Below are 15,782 nucleotides of genomic sequence, written 5' to 3' on the forward strand. Positions count from 1 at the left end.
GCAAACATACATAATTTTTCTGTACGTTTTTTCTCTTTTTTATTTGTTCTAATTGCCAGACTTCTTACTTTTGCGCAAACCTAACAGTACCATGAACAACACAAAATACGTTTTTGTAACCGGAGGCGTAACTTCATCACTAGGGAAGGGAATTATAGCCGCTTCTTTAGCCAAATTATTACAAGAAAGAGGATACTCAGTAACCATTCAAAAGTTAGATCCATATATTAATATAGATCCTGGAACATTAAACCCATATGAACATGGAGAATGTTATGTTACCGATGATGGTGCTGAAACCGATTTAGATTTAGGACACTATGAACGTTATTTAAACATTCCTACTTCACAAGCTAACAATGTTACCACAGGAAGAATATATCAATCTGTAATAAACAAAGAGCGTAAAGGAGAGTTTTTAGGAAAAACCGTTCAAGTTATTCCTCATATTACTGATGAAATTAAAAACAGAATCCAAATTTTAGGTAATACAGGTGATTATGATATCGTAATTACTGAAATTGGAGGAACCGTTGGTGATATTGAATCTTTACCGTATATAGAAGCTGTTCGTCAATTACAATGGGATTTAGGAGAAGATAACGCAATTGTTATACACCTAACTTTAGTTCCTTATTTAGCAGCTGCTGGTGAATTAAAAACGAAGCCTACACAACACTCTGTAAAAACATTAATGCAAAGTGGTGTAAAACCTGACATTTTAGTATGTCGTTCAGAACATGAAATCTCTGATGACATTAAACGTAAACTAGCTTTATTTTGTAATGTTAAAAAGCAAAATGTAATTCAATCATTAGATGCTGAGACTATTTACGATGTTCCTAACTTAATGTTTAAAGAGGGGTTGGATTATGTAGTCTTAGATAAGTTAAATTTATCTACACGTAAACAACCTAATTTAAAAACATGGAATAAGTTCTTAGAGCGTCATAAAAATCCAACTTCTTCTGTTGAAATTGGTTTGGTAGGAAAATATGTTGAGCTACACGACTCGTATAAATCAATTACTGAAGCTTTTATCCACGCAGGAGCTGCTGCTACCAATAAAACAAAAGTTAACGTTCGTTGGATTCACTCTGAAGAGTTAACTCCAGATAATGCTGCCAAACAACTAGAAGGATTAAATGGTGTATTAGTAGCCCCTGGATTTGGTGATAGAGGAATTGAAGGAAAAATTGCAGCAGTACAATATGTACGTGAAAATAACATACCTTTTTTAGGTATTTGTTTAGGAATGCAAATGGCTGTTATCGAATTTGCAAGAAATGTGTTAGGACTTAAAGAAGCTAACTCTACTGAAATGAATCCTGAAGTAGCACACCCAGTAATTAACTTAATGGAAGAGCAAAAAAATGTTACTGACAAAGGAGGAACAATGCGTTTAGGTGCTTGGGACTGTCAATTAACACAAGATTCTAAGGTTTTTCAAGCATACAAAGAAGAATTAATAAGTGAACGTCATCGTCACAGATACGAATACAATAACGATTATAAAGAACAATTAGAAAACGCTGGTATGAAAACAGCAGGTGTTAACCCTAAAACAGGGTTAGTAGAAATTGTTGAAATTGATTCACACCCTTGGTTTGTTGGAGTTCAATATCATCCAGAATACAAGAGTACGGTATTAAATCCACACCCGTTGTTTGTAAGCTTTATCAAAGCAGCTTTAAAACAATCAAAAAAATAAGTTAAAAAATCCTGTAACTAAAATTACAGGATTTTTTTTGACATATAAAAACTGGAACACTGTTTGAACTACCTATACTAACAAAATTATTCACCGTAAAACCTCAAAAAAACTATAGGGTTTTACTACCTTTGTCGGGTTTTTCAGCTTTTAAGAAAAACTTTAAATGACAAGTTGACATTTTAACATATATCAATGGAACAAAAAAAATTTGATTTAAATTCCTTTATAGGAATGCTTTTATTAGGAGGAATTATGCTTTGGTGGATGAACACACAAAAGCCAGAAGAAACTCCTGAAGCTACTACCCAGACAGAGCAAACTACTGATGCTACAACAACCAACACTCAAAACAATTTAACTGATAATGTAATAGTAAACGATTCATTACAACAAATTGCTTTACAAAATAAGTTTGGTGCTTTTGCATACGGAGCTTCTAAAAGTCAAGAGGGAAATACTACACTTGAAAATGATCTTGTAAAGTTAACTATCGACAATAAAGGTGGACAGATTATAGAAGCTTTAGTTAAAAACTACAAAACATACGATTCATTACCTCTTTATTTAGTAAAGGATAATAATGCTTCTTTTAATATTAACTTCGGAACTACTGATAACCGAATTTTAAATACTAAAGATTTACTATTTACTCCTACTCTAACCAAAAATGGAGATACTCAAGTACTTTCTATGAAATTAAAGGTTTCTGAAGCTAAGTTTTTAGAGTATCGTTACGAAATGAAGGAAGGTGATTACCGTGTAGGCTTTGCCGTTCGTTCACAAGGGTTGAGTAATACTATTAATAGTTCACAAGAAATAAATTTAGATTGGAGTTTAAAAGGTTTTAGACACGAAAAGAGTTTGAAAACCGAAAACATGTACTCTTACTACTATTATAAAGCTGATGACGAAGTAGATTACTTACAAATGAATGATGATGATGTTGTGAGTGATATTGATTGGGTTGCTTATAAACAACACTTCTTCTCTTCTATTTTAACATCAGACACACCATTTAGTAATGCCACTTTAAAATCTGTTGACTTTGCAGGTGAAGATAAAGATAGTGTATACACTAAAACCTATGGATTAAAAACTCCGTTAGCTTTAACAAATGGAGAGTTAAACTATAACATGCAATGGTTTTATGGACCTACAGATTATAATTTATTAAAGTCTTACGAAGGAACTAGTTTAGACGAAATTGCTGATTTAGGTTGGGGTATTTTTGGTTTCTTAAACCGTACCATATTCTACCCTGTATTTAATATGTTAAAAGGATTTATTGGCAACTTTGGATTAATCATCATTTTAATGACAATTGTAGTACGTATAATCATGTCTCCAGTATTATACAAATCTTACTTATCAAGTGCTAAAATGAAGGTGATTCGTCCAGAAATGGAAGAAATCAACAAAAAATATCCAGGGAAAGAAAACGCTATGAAGCGTCAACAAGAAATTATGGCAGTACAGCGAAAAGCTGGAGTAAGTATGATGTCTGGATGTATACCTGCATTAATGCAAATGCCTGTATTCTTTGCGCTATTTAAGTTTTTCCCTACCAATATTGATTTTAGACAAAAAGGATTTTTATGGGCTAACGATTTATCTTCTTATGACATTATTTATAAGCTACCTTCTTGGTTAGATATCCCTTTTTATGGTAATCATGTCAGTTTGTTTCCAATATTGGCATCTATTGCAATCTTTTTCTACATGAAAATGAACCAAAGCCAACAAGCTAACATGCAAGCACCTACTCAAGAAGGAATGCCTGATATGAGTAAGATGATGAAATGGATGATTTACTTCTCTCCTATTATGATGTTATTCTTCTTTAACAACTATGCTAGTGGATTAAGTTTATACTACTTTATCTCAAACTTACTAACCATCATAATTATGTTTGTTATTAAGAACTATGTTATTGATGAAGCTAAGATTCATGCTAAAATTGAAGAGAACAAAAAGAAGCCTGTTAAAAAGAGTAAATTCCGTGAGCGTTTAGATGCTGCCATGAAACAAGCTCAAGAACAACAAGCTGCACAACAACGTGCTAAAAAGAAATAATTTCAATATACTTTTGATAAAAAAAAGGGTGCTAAAAGCATCCTTTTTTTATTTAACATTCTTTTAACTAAACCCCATTAAACCTTTGGGGAAATTTGCGGTCAAACAAGCTTTATAAATCAACATAATGAAGAAAATTACACTACTTATTTTACTAATTAGTTTTACAGCTGTTGCACAGCGTGCTACAAAAGGTATCGCTTCTAAAGTTACCCTAACTGGTAAAGTATTAGAAACAAACTCTAAACAACCTTTAGAGTACGCAACTTTAGTATTAACAAACACTAACACACAACAAATTATTGGAGGAGTTACTGACGCTAATGGAAGCTTTTCTATCGATGCTTCATCTGGCACATATGATATAAAAGTTGAATTTATAGGCTTTAAAACCAAAAGTTTAGGAAATCATACTCTAACTGAAAATAAAAGTTTAGGAACTATTTTACTTTCAGAAGATGCAGAGACATTAGAAGAAGTTGAAATTATTGCAGAAAAATCTACTGTTGAAATACGGTTAGATAAAAAGATTTATAACGTTGGTAAAGACATGACTGTAAAAGGAGGTAACGCCTCTGATGTTTTAGATAATGTCCCATCAGTAAATGTAGATGCTGAAGGATCTGTAAGCTTGCGTGGTAATGAAAACGTACGTATTTTAATTGATGGAAAGCCTTCTGCTCTAGTAGGTTTAAGTGGTACAGATGCCTTACGTAACTTACCTGCTGATGCTATTGAAAAAGTTGAAGTTATTACTTCTCCTTCGGCTCGTTACGATGCTGAGGGTACAGCTGGTATTTTAAATATTATTCTTAGAAAAGGAAAAGTAAGAGGCTTCAATGGTTCTCTAAACTTTTCTGTAGGTAATCCTGATTTGTACAGGGTTAGTAGTAATTTAAACTACCGTACAAAAAAGTTCAATATTTTTTCAAATCTTGGTTACTCTTATAGAAAAGGTCCAGGAAATGCCTTTAGTGATTTTACATATTTAACCGACGGTGTTATCGATAGTTTAAGTATTGAAAAAAGAGACTATGACCGAAAAAATAAAAGTTTTAACGGTTCTTTTGGTTTGGAATATTATTTAAACGATAAAAGCTCTCTTACAGGAACAGTTTTTTATAGAAATAATGACGGTAAAGATATTGCCACAAACAATACAGATGTTTTTTCCCCTGCTAACGACCCTATCAGAAGTTTAAAGAGAGTAGAAACTGAAACTGAAGACGATATTGACACTCAATATTCGTTAAACTATACCAATAATATTGATGACAAAGGTCAAAAATTAATTATTGACTTACAGTATAGCGAAAACGAAGAAGATGAACTTGCTGATATTACTAACAACAACATTTTAGCTGAACAAAATAGTCAAGTTACTAAATCTAAAAATAGATTATTACAAATAGACTATGTACTTCCATTAGGAGAGAAAAGTCAATTAGAATTAGGTCATAAAGCGGATTTACAAGATTTAACTTCTGATTTTAGAGTTCGTGATGAAAATGGAGAACCTTTTGATTTTGATCCTTCGAATGCTATAGATTTTAAACAATATATCTACGCTTATTACGCCCAATATGGTAGTAAAATAGATAAATTTTCATACCTATTAGGATTACGTGCAGAATACACTGATGTTGATTTAACAGTATTAAATACTGGTGAATTTTCTGATAAAAACTATACTGAATGGTTCCCTACCGTTAATTTAGGATATGAATTTAGTGAAACAGATAACTTAACTTTAGGGTATGCTCGTAGATTACGAAGACCACGTCACTGGTTTTTAAACCCATTCGAAACACGTAGTTCAGATACTTACGTATTTAAAGGAAATCCAGACTTAAACCCTACATATACTAGTTCTTTTGACTTAGGGTATACTACAAGAGTTAGTAAAGTAACCTTAAACTCTTCATTATACTATCAATTTTCAACTGATTTAATCAGACCTGTTTCTAGAATTGAAACAAGAGATAAAGGAAATGTTTTCGTACGTCAGTTCTTAAACTTAAATGATGAAGATCGTTACGGACTTGAACTAACAACAAACTATAATCCAGCAAAATGGGCACGTTTATCAGCAACTTTTAACTATTTTAAGTTTAGAACAGATGCTTTCGACTACACTTATTCTTATACTAATCCTATCAATGGTGATCTAGTAACCGAAACTGAGTCTTTACCTGAAGTAAATAGTAGCAGTTGGTTTGCTCGTTTTAACTCTAGAATTACTTTACCTGCGAAAATAGATTGGCAAACACGTATTATGTATCGAGGACCACAAGATGATGCACAAGGTAGTAGAGAAGGTATTTTTGTTACCAACTTAGCATTCAGTAAAGATATATTCAAGGACAAGGCCTCATTAGTTTTAAACGTTAGTGACCTATTTAACGAACGTAAAAGAAAAAGCTACACGAATACAGCTAGAGTAATGTCTTATCAAGAATTTCAATGGAGAGAGCGTCAAATTACACTAAGCTTTACTTATAGATTTAATCAAAAGAAAAAACGTGAACGCTCAGGTCGTAATGGTGACTTTGATGGAGGCGGTGAAGGATTCTAATTCCTAAACATTATAAAACTTAATAAAAAAGAGAACTATAATAGTTCTCTTTTTTATTTACAGTAAGAATTAAATCAGGTTAAAGTGTGTGCCCTAATATTAAAATAAAGCTATAAAAAAAACCACGCTATTAGCGTGGTTTTTAGAATATATTGTAATAAAAAGCTTACTTACCTTCCTCAGCAGCTTTTTTAGCTTCTCTTTTTAACTTCATATTTTCCCAGATAGTTCCACCAATCCAGTAAGGAACTACAAATGTTAATAAGAAAATTAACAGCCAAAATCCAGCTGTAAAAATAAACATGAATAATACCAATCCTGAGAATTCTGAAAAATCTAACATTTGTTTCTTATTAATAATTGTTATGCCACAAAATTATAACTATTTTTCTTTTCCTCCAATAAAATCTGATAAAAATCACTATTAAAAACTATTAGAATTTGTAATTTTGGACATCATTAATTTTAAGCATTTTAAATCATTCCAAATGACAAAATATAGAATTGAGAAAGATACAATGGGACAAGTAGAAGTTCCAGCTGATAAATATTGGGGAGCACAAACTGAGCGTTCTCGTAATAACTTTAAAATTGGTCCTGCTGCCTCTATGCCATTAGAAGTAGTATACGGATTTGCGTACTTAAAAAAAGCAGCAGCTTTCACTAATGCAGAGTTAGGTGTATTAGCTACTGAAAAACGTGACTTAATCGCACAAGTATGTGATGAAATTTTAGCTGGAAAGCACGACGACCAATTCCCATTAGTAATCTGGCAAACAGGTTCTGGTACACAGTCGAACATGAATGTAAACGAAGTTATTGCTAACCGTGCACACGAAATTGCAGGAAATGTAATTGGTGAAGGTGAAAAAACTATTCAACCAAACGACGATGTAAACAAATCACAATCGTCTAACGATACATTCCCTACAGGAATGCACATTGCAGCCTACAAAAAAATTGTAGAAGTAACCATTCCTGGTGTAGAGCAATTACGCGACACGTTACAAGCTAAATCAGAAGCTTTTAAAGATGTAGTTAAAATTGGACGTACACACTTAATGGACGCTACTCCCCTAACCTTAGGCCAAGAATTTTCTGGATATGTAGCACAATTGAACTTCGGATTAAATGCCTTAAAAAATTCATTAGCACACTTAGCTCAATTAGCTTTAGGAGGAACTGCTGTTGGAACAGGATTAAACACTCCAGCTGGTTACGATGTATTAGTTGCTAAGTATATCGCTGAGTTTACAGGATTACCATTTGTAACTGCTGAAAATAAATTTGAAGCCTTGGCTGCTCACGATGCGTTAGTAGAAACACACGGAGCCTTAAAGCAATTAGCAGTATCTTTAAATAAAATTGCCAACGATATTCGTTTAATGGCTTCAGGACCGCGTTCAGGAATTGGAGAAATTATCATTCCTGCAAACGAACCAGGATCTTCTATCATGCCTGGAAAAGTAAACCCTACACAAGCAGAAGCTATTACAATGGTATGTGCACAAGTTATGGGTAACGATGTTGCAGTAACTGTTGGTGGAACACAAGGACACTACGAGTTAAACGTATTCAAGCCTATGATGGCGGCTAACGTATTACAATCAGCTCAATTAATTGGAGATGCTTGTGTGTCATTCGACGTAAACTGTGCTGCTGGTATTGAACCAAACCAAACAAGAATTACTGAGTTATTAAACAACTCATTAATGTTAGTTACAGCATTAAATACTAAAATAGGATATTACAAAGCTGCTGAGATTGCAAACACTGCACATGCTAACGGAACTACTTTAAAAGAAGAAGCAGTACGTTTAGGATATGTAACTCCAGAGCAATATGACGAATGGGTTAAACCAGAAGACATGACAGGAAGTTTAAAATAATCACTTCCTTCACATAAACATAAAAAACCACAACTAAATGTTGTGGTTTTTTGTTTAACGAACTTTAAAATAAATTATATCTCTTTATGTCTATATGTTTCTGCTATTTTTTTTATTCTTTCAGGAGTAACAATTCCTTTTTGTACCTCATAATCTTCAGCTGTTTTTCTTGGTACTTCAATGGCTCCATTAGATAATCTTACAGTATACCCAAAATCTTCATTTATAAAATGCTCTTTATACAAACCAATGTTCTTATCTATTAAACTTGCTTGTTTGGTTATACCTATTACTCCTTTTTTATTCATTTCCGTCTTTGTCATAATTATTTATTTAGGTTTTTAATAGTTTCTTTTTACAATTATCATTCATGTTATAAAACACCATAATTTATGGTAATACACCATTACGTATATACATAGTGTATTCTCTGTTCAATCAAAAAAATAAAAGGAATGTAGTAAGAATTACTTTTGCTTTTTCAAAGTATGAAGTTACGGATAACTAATAACTCTACAAAAGGATATGCGTTAATTCTATAGAAAAACTTCTAATCTATAGTTACATAAAGCCCTCAATAACTATTCTATCTAACAATAAAGAGCTTTATAAATATCCCTCTCAAATCTAAATGCAAACAATTAATACCCAAAAACTAAACGCTTAAGAATTTCTTAAAACCAACTCTAACTTATATTCCTTATTTTTAAAGGTATATAATGTCAAACTTAAACTAACCAAAAAAATGACAAACCCCTCACAAGACAAATCTTCATCATGCTGGAACTGCGATGGAGACATTACCCAAGTTACGCAACGTTTAAAAGAAATGTTTGTAGAAATGGGACAAAAAACACGCATTGAAAACGGACAACAACCTGCAGAAAGAGCAGTATTTAGAAAACAACACGGGATTGCCTACGGTCGTTTTGTAGTAAACAAAGACATCGAAGAAAAATTCAAAATCGGAATTTTTGCAGGTGACGCTTACGAATGTGCTGTTCGTTTTTCAAGTGATACGGGACCAACTTCTCCTGATTTACACTCTACTTTAGGTGTAGGTTTAAAACTCTTCGGTGTAGATGGACCTAAACTATTAGGAGATGGTACTAATGCTGATTTTATCTTTCAAAACATCGATCGTTTTTTTGCACGTGATGCACAGCAGATGTGTAGTTTTACCACTGCTGGTGTTATTGATCGTGATTACGATTCTTACATAGCAAAACATCCCGAATTAGCGAGTATTTTAAAGGCAATGACCAAAGAAGAAGCTAGTGTATTAAGTGCTAGCTACTGGGCAATTCTTCCTTTCAAATTAGGCGATTCTCAAATTGTAAAATATCGTTTAGTTCCTGAAGACACCTATAAAGGAACTCCTTTTAACGATAACAATTACTTAGGTATTGATTTGCAACAACGTTTGTTAACCAAAGAAGCTACCTTCCGTTTCGAAATACAACTCCGTACCAACGATGCTACTATGCCGTTAGATGATGCACAAGTAGTTTGGAGCACAGAAGAAAGTCCGTATATCTGCATTGCTAAATTACATTTACCTCAACAAGATGTATCGAGTATTGGACAAGCAGAGTTTGGAAGCAACTTAGCTTTTAATATTTGGAGAACCTTACCTCAACACGAACCATTAGGATCTATTGCACAAGCAAGAAAAGTAGTATATGCTGCAAGTGCAGAAGCACGTCATCAAGCAAACGGGCAGCAATTACAAGAACCTAAGGAAATCAATCCACAGTTTGAGGGTAACACCGATGAAAATAGCGACTGTATTGTAAAAGCAGGTATCTATCCTCCTATTGGTGTCATGCGTGTTGGAAATAGTGAAAATGAATACTTTATCGGTCCGTTGGTTGACAACCCTGAACCACAAACCGATCCGTATGCATATAGAGATAAAACAGGAGCCTTAAAAAGGCAAGCGGCACAGTTTAGAATCTACGGATTCAATGCTGCCGGAAAAGCAGTAAAAGAATTAACTGCTGAAAATGCCAAAATTACATGGCATAGCCATTTAGCCAATCAAAAATCGTCTTGGTATCAGTTTAACATTGCCTTAGATATTCCTGAAGCGGCCGATATGCCACCTTCTATGTTACGTAATATTGATGTAAAAGACCGTAACTCTTTATTGATTGACGGCGGAGCAAAGTCTATTACTGGAACAAATGTTACCGAAGGTCCTTTCTTTGAAGGAGAATTTCTATCTAAAAAAGTATACTTAGGTGAGATGCGTACGGATGAAAAAGGACGTTTAGTTATGTTAGGCGGACATGGAAAATCGGAAAACATCAACGGTGATATCGCTATTACGTTTGCAAATAACGAAGGTTGGCACGATGATATTTCAGACGGACCTGTTACTGCGGAAGTTGAATATGAAGGTGTAAAATTAAAAGTAGACCCTGCTTGGGTTATTTGTGCTCCACCAGATTATGCACCGATGCAAAAATCGGTACGTACTATGTGGGATTTAATGCGTGATGTAGCTGTAAAGTCTAAAATGTTAGTACGTCCTACCAGACCATCGTTTACCAAAGATATTTTACCAATTTTCCAACGTATGACTGACTTACAATGGGTAAATGCAGGTTTTGCAGGTGCTTTTGGTTTTGGAGGTCAGTTTGATTATACCACAAACGAATGGATAAAACGATTAGGAAATCCGTCGCCTGCCTATATGGAAATGCGAAGAACCATTTCTAACAACTTCCGTCGTTTTGATGTGTCTGGAGCAGAAGCTCCTCAACTATGGCCTTGGTTGTATGGTGATGCAATTAGTATTCCTTCCACAGGATCTGTACGTCAACATGCTACGTTATCTGATTTACAATTAGAATTTTTAGACCAATGGGTTGAAGGTGATTTTGATGCGGATTATGTGGATATGACTGGGTGTCCGCACGTACCTAAACCACCAACGATAGATGAACTTCCTGTTGCTGAACAACCTGATATGTTAACCAAAGCTGCTATGGAATTTTGTTTAGCAGATGCTTTCCATCCTGGTTGTGAAATGACATGGCCTATGCGCTCGTCAGGAATGTATATGGCACCTTTTAGAATTAAACATGCACCTAAAACACCGCCTGTGAATACCACGTATTACGGACCAATGATGAATAATGATACATTACCATTGGCAAAAGGGCCTATTTTAGGCGGACAAGTAGCTGGGGGAATTACACGTTGGATGGCAATACCTTGGCAAACTGATACAGCAAGTTGTAGAGATGGATACACTAGTGAATATGATCCGTATTTACCAACGTTTTGGCCTGCGAGAGTACCGAATAACATCTTAAACGAAAAGCGTTATAAAGAAACGATGGATACTAATTTATCAGAGGAAACCCGTATTCAAGCCTTTAATTTCCGTTCCGATTGGTTAGACAACCTTCCTTTAGATGGTGAAGCACCAACTTATACGAATCAAATTAATAGTATGATTAAGTATTTTGATAAGTTAGCGGTGGTTCAAAAGCGTCCGGGAGTTCAGCATGACCCAAATTTCCCTGAAGAAATGCAAGTGGGTATTACCCCTACTCCAGAACAAGAAGCTGCATTATTAAAAGCTACGATACAAGATTTACAAGGTGTTTTAACAGCTAAACGTACATTAAAGAAAGGAGTTCAAAATACAATAGATACAGCTGTAGAAAAACTATCACATGATAATTTATTAAACGAGCAATTTGTATTGGAAGATGCTCAGCGTAGTTTGTTAAGCTTAACGGAAAATGAACTAGAAAAAGACTTTAAAGCAACACCAAATGTTATTAAAACCATACATTTAATTGCTTCTAAGTTACATCACATGAAACAGTCTGATTCACATCAAGAAGCAGCTCCTAAAAGAGTGGAAGTTGGTATACCTGAGAAGATGACACGTTTTTCAAGATATATTCCTAAATAATATACGAATTGAAAGAATATAATAGTACTACTGACATACTAATTATAGGTGGTGGCATTGCAGGTTGCATTGCCGCCATTTCTTTAGTTAATTATTATAATATTACCTTGCTAGATAAACTAGTTGAACCTGTTGATAGAATTGGAGAATCCCTAGCACCTGCTGCACAACGGATTTTAAAAGAGTTAAATCTATTAGAAAACGAATCGGATGCTGTAAAACAAACCATATTCCGAAATAATCTAGGAATGCAATCTTATTGGGGAAGTAATCAACTTCAAATTGTAGATCATTTAAGAAACCCCGATGGGTTCTCTAGAAGTTTAGATCGAAAAGAGTTTGAAATTTATTTAAGAAAGGTTGCTATTGAAAGAGGTGTTGACTGTGTTTGGGGAACACGTCTTTCTAATACTTCTTACGAAGATAACTACTGGAAAGTAATAACAAAGTCTGATGATTTAAAAAACAGAACTACACATACCATTCATGCTAAGTTTGTAATTGATGCTACTGGTAGGCAATCTCATTTCACAAAGAGCTTAGATATTAAACGTACCTCCTATGATAAGTTGATAGCTTGCTGGATGACCTTACCTAATACTCAAGAAAATACCATGAGTACCATTGTTGCTGATGAATTAGGTTGGTGGTATAGTGCTATAGTTCCTAACAACAAAAGAGTAATCGCTTTCCAAACAGATGCAGATTTGGTAGATAGGAATACGTTTAAACATCTAGATGCTTTTTTAGCTTTTGCCAAACAACATAAACTTATTACTCCTTTAGTTAAAGAAAACGAAGCTAACATTAACTTTCATGGCACGGTAAGTGCCAATTCTACTCGTTTAGAACAGGTAGCTGGTAAACAATGGATAGCTTTGGGTGATGCTGCTATGAGTTTTGATCCACTTTCCTCACAAGGAATGTTTAATGCCATGGCAAATGCAATGCAACTACAAAAATTACTTATAAATATTGACTTTATTGAGGATTTACATCCTGATAAGATGGAACAATTCAATATATTATATAGTCAACAAGTACAACAGGTTTGGAATCATTACCTTAAGCATAAAAACTTCTTTTATAGTACTGAAACTCGATGGAAAGAAGCTCCTTTTTGGAAAAGGCGTAGTATTAGCTGATAATTTTACGGACAGATTACTTCGTCATATCTTCCTCTTAATGACGATAAAAAGAAACAAAAATAAAGACTTACAATAAAAGAATAAGAGTAACTCCTTTGAGTGAGATTCCTCACTACCGTTCGGAATGACTGTTCTTTCAAGTAAAACATGCCAACAACTAACAAAAATAAAACCTCCCCAGTAATTAAATAGACTGGAGAGGCTTTTTTGTAAAGTCAATCTTAAAAACTTTACTTTAAACTGTTCTTCATAAAGTCTTCTACTTCTTGTTTCGCTTTAAGAGCTTCAACTTCATCAAATGTTTTTCCTTTTCCTCTTAATAAGTAAGCATTGAATACATGGCTTATATACAATGGTGATTTATTATTTGTTGAAAAGTTTACAGCGTTATGACAGCTAAAACAGTTTGCTAAATTATCTGCTTCAATATCTTTTAAACTACTTTTAAAAGTTTGTGTATATGTTTCCATAGTAACATTAGCACAGTTTACAGATCCTCTTGCTACCGAAGTACTATCTGGTGTTGCGTTTCCTATGTTTCCTCCTAAACTATTTATTGTAGCTGTTTGCTCTTCAGGTGTCAATCCATCTGTATCAATCCAAAGAGAACCATTATAGAAGTAATTTTTCCATACATCAGTTAAATTCTCTTTTACACAAAGATTAAGGTTCTCTATGTTATTAAAGTTTACAGGTTCTGATTGGCTTGTGTTCATAAAGTTTCCTACGCTATCTCTTGGAACTCCATACTTAAATAAATCGTATGCTTTGTAAGGTAACTTTGCACTACCATTACTCCATACAATTCCATCAATTCCTGTAGTAGTACCTTCAGCAAATAATAATTTATTGGTAGATGAAGATGCGTTATTATCTTTTCAGTTATAGTTTGGTGCTAAATCGTCATGTTCAAACGTAGCCCAAATAAACTCTGGGTGATTCTCTACAATACCTACAACGTGCATTCCTAATAAAGCTACTTCAGTATTAGTATATGTTTCTCCGTCTCTACTTAAGGCTGCAACTGTTGTATAATAGTTACCTATCTCTTCTTCAGCAATAGCAGTTACTGGTGTCCATGATACTTTTAACTCTAAAGAGCCCACCGGAAAAGATGCTTGATTATCTCCACTTAAAGTTTCGCTAACTATAGAATCTCTATACTTTCTTGATGCTTCTCTCATTGTAGGACTTATGTGAATTGAGTAAAATACTGTTTCTGAAACTCCATCTTCGTTATAAGCAGGATTTGTTTTTAAAGTTCCGCCCGATCCTGCTTGAGCAGTATCTACCAAAACCAAAGCAGCTCCTTCTTTTTGTTTTACATCTTGCATATGAGCTGTAACTTGGTGCATTTTCTTTGGGTTTAAAAACAACGGTAACGTTTCTCCTACGTATAAAGGAACTTCCTTTCCTTCTTGTTTTACTAATAACTTTTCTATTTGATATTCTGGTTTAGTTAGCCATAAAAACTTTTGCCAAGACCATTGATGAAAAATTGCATTGGTTGTGCTCGATACATCAAACGGACTTCCTTTTCCTTCTGAAGGGGCTGGGGTTTGTGTGTGAGGGAACCAATCACTTTCACATAAACTTTGGGTTGCTGTTTTATTGTAAGCTACTTCTTCTACTGGCTCTACAGCATCGTTTTCTTTTTTCTTCTTTTTACAAGAATTAAAAAATACAACACCCATTACAAGCATTGCATTTAAAATAAGTTTGGTTGTTAATTTCATGATTGATTAGTTTTTGATAATAGTTACAAATTAGCGAATATTTTAGTAGCTTATTAAAAAAGATGGCATAAACTCTTAAATTATAGTTATAAAAAGCTGTTTTTTGATGCCAAGTGTATATACCCTTTATGCCCTTACTTTAAAAAGTGTTTTATTTCGTAAATTGAATCAAAGAAAAGGCTTAGTTTTGTAACCCTTTTTTTATTAAAAACTAAACAATGAATACACACGAAGAATATATGAGTGAAGCTGTAAAAGCAGCTTTAAAAGGAATGCAAAATAACGAAGGAGGTCCTTTTGGTTGTATTGTAGTAAAAGATGGAGAAGTTATTGGGCGTGGTAACAACAAAGTTACCTCTACTAACGACCCTACAGCTCACGCAGAAGTAACTGCCATTCGTGATGCTTGTAAAAATATAGGTTCTTTTCAGTTAGATGGTTGTATTGTATACACTTCTTGCGAACCTTGCCCTATGTGTTTAGGAGCTATTTACTGGGCGCGTCCTGATAAAGTTTTTTACGGTAGTAACCAACAAGATGCTGCTAACATTGGTTTTGATGATGAATTTATTTATAAAGAAATTCCGTTACCGTACGAAAAGAGAAGTATTCCGTTTGAGCAAATAGGACGTGATATTGCGCTAGAACCTTTCCAGAAATGGTCTGAGAAAGAAGATAAAATTGAGTATTAGAGTAAATAACCTCGAGATATT

At 33.9% G+C, this 15,782-nt stretch carries 11 protein-coding genes; 7 read left to right on the forward strand and 4 right to left on the reverse strand.

Annotation, left to right across the window (positions count from 1 at the left end):
* Positions 1-91: 91 nt before the first annotated feature.
* The 3 genes from VCM48_RS03135 (at position 92) to VCM48_RS03145 (ending at position 6,362) form a co-directional block, all read left to right on the forward strand.
* A complete protein-coding gene (locus VCM48_RS03135; protein WP_482271579.1) occupies positions 92-1,711 on the forward strand; it encodes a CTP synthase in 1,620 nt (539 codons plus the stop codon).
* A gap of 195 nt (positions 1,712-1,906) precedes the next feature.
* Entirely contained in the window at positions 1,907-3,787 is a 1,881-nt protein-coding gene (gene yidC, locus VCM48_RS03140; protein WP_482271580.1) for a membrane protein insertase YidC, read from the forward strand.
* Positions 3,788-3,914: 127 nt separating this feature from the next.
* Entirely contained in the window at positions 3,915-6,362 is a 2,448-nt protein-coding gene (locus VCM48_RS03145; RefSeq protein ID WP_482271581.1) for a TonB-dependent receptor, read from the forward strand.
* A 166-nt stretch (positions 6,363-6,528) separates the two neighbouring features.
* On the opposite strand, the gene VCM48_RS03150 is transcribed toward VCM48_RS03145, so the two are convergent.
* On the reverse strand, positions 6,529-6,705 hold the full coding sequence (locus VCM48_RS03150; protein WP_164505156.1) for a hypothetical protein: 177 nt from the start codon (positions 6,703-6,705) through the stop codon (positions 6,529-6,531).
* A gap of 145 nt (positions 6,706-6,850) precedes the next feature.
* Between VCM48_RS03150 and fumC the strand changes: the two genes are divergently transcribed.
* Positions 6,851-8,251, forward strand: coding sequence for a class II fumarate hydratase (fumC, locus tag VCM48_RS03155; protein WP_482271582.1), 1,401 nt, complete (start codon positions 6,851-6,853; stop codon positions 8,249-8,251).
* Positions 8,252-8,325: 74 nt separating this feature from the next.
* Here the strand turns inward: fumC and VCM48_RS03160 are convergent, their stop codons facing one another.
* Positions 8,326-8,574 carry a hypothetical protein gene (locus tag VCM48_RS03160; protein WP_274640032.1) on the reverse strand — a complete coding sequence of 83 codons (249 nt, stop codon included), beginning with the start codon at positions 8,572-8,574 and terminating at the stop codon, positions 8,326-8,328.
* A 422-nt stretch (positions 8,575-8,996) separates the two neighbouring features.
* On the opposite strand from VCM48_RS03160, the gene VCM48_RS03165 reads away from it, so the two are divergent.
* The gene (locus VCM48_RS03165) at positions 8,997-12,185 is read left to right on the forward strand and encodes a LodA/GoxA family CTQ-dependent oxidase (protein ID WP_482271583.1); all 3,189 of its coding nucleotides are present in this window, start codon (positions 8,997-8,999) and stop codon (positions 12,183-12,185) included.
* Between the two features lie 8 nt (positions 12,186-12,193).
* Positions 12,194-13,330 (forward strand): NAD(P)/FAD-dependent oxidoreductase, encoded by a 1,137-nt coding sequence (locus VCM48_RS03170; protein WP_482271584.1) that lies wholly within the window; start codon positions 12,194-12,196, stop codon positions 13,328-13,330.
* 233 nt (positions 13,331-13,563) lie between these two features.
* On the opposite strand, the gene VCM48_RS03175 is transcribed toward VCM48_RS03170, so the two are convergent.
* Entirely contained in the window at positions 13,564-14,049 is a 486-nt protein-coding gene (locus tag VCM48_RS03175) for a hypothetical protein (RefSeq protein WP_482271585.1), read from the reverse strand.
* A gap of 162 nt (positions 14,050-14,211) precedes the next feature.
* Complete coding sequence (locus VCM48_RS03180; protein WP_482271586.1) at positions 14,212-15,069, reverse strand: hypothetical protein; 858 nt, start codon at positions 15,067-15,069, stop codon at positions 14,212-14,214.
* Positions 15,070-15,287: 218 nt separating this feature from the next.
* Here VCM48_RS03180 and VCM48_RS03185 point away from each other — a divergent pair, with 218 nt between their 5' ends.
* Positions 15,288-15,761, forward strand: coding sequence for a nucleoside deaminase (locus tag VCM48_RS03185; RefSeq protein ID WP_099214218.1), 474 nt, complete (start codon positions 15,288-15,290; stop codon positions 15,759-15,761).
* Positions 15,762-15,782 lie beyond the last annotated feature (21 nt).

This window comes from Tenacibaculum sp. DPLXC6, from assembly GCF_056815515.1.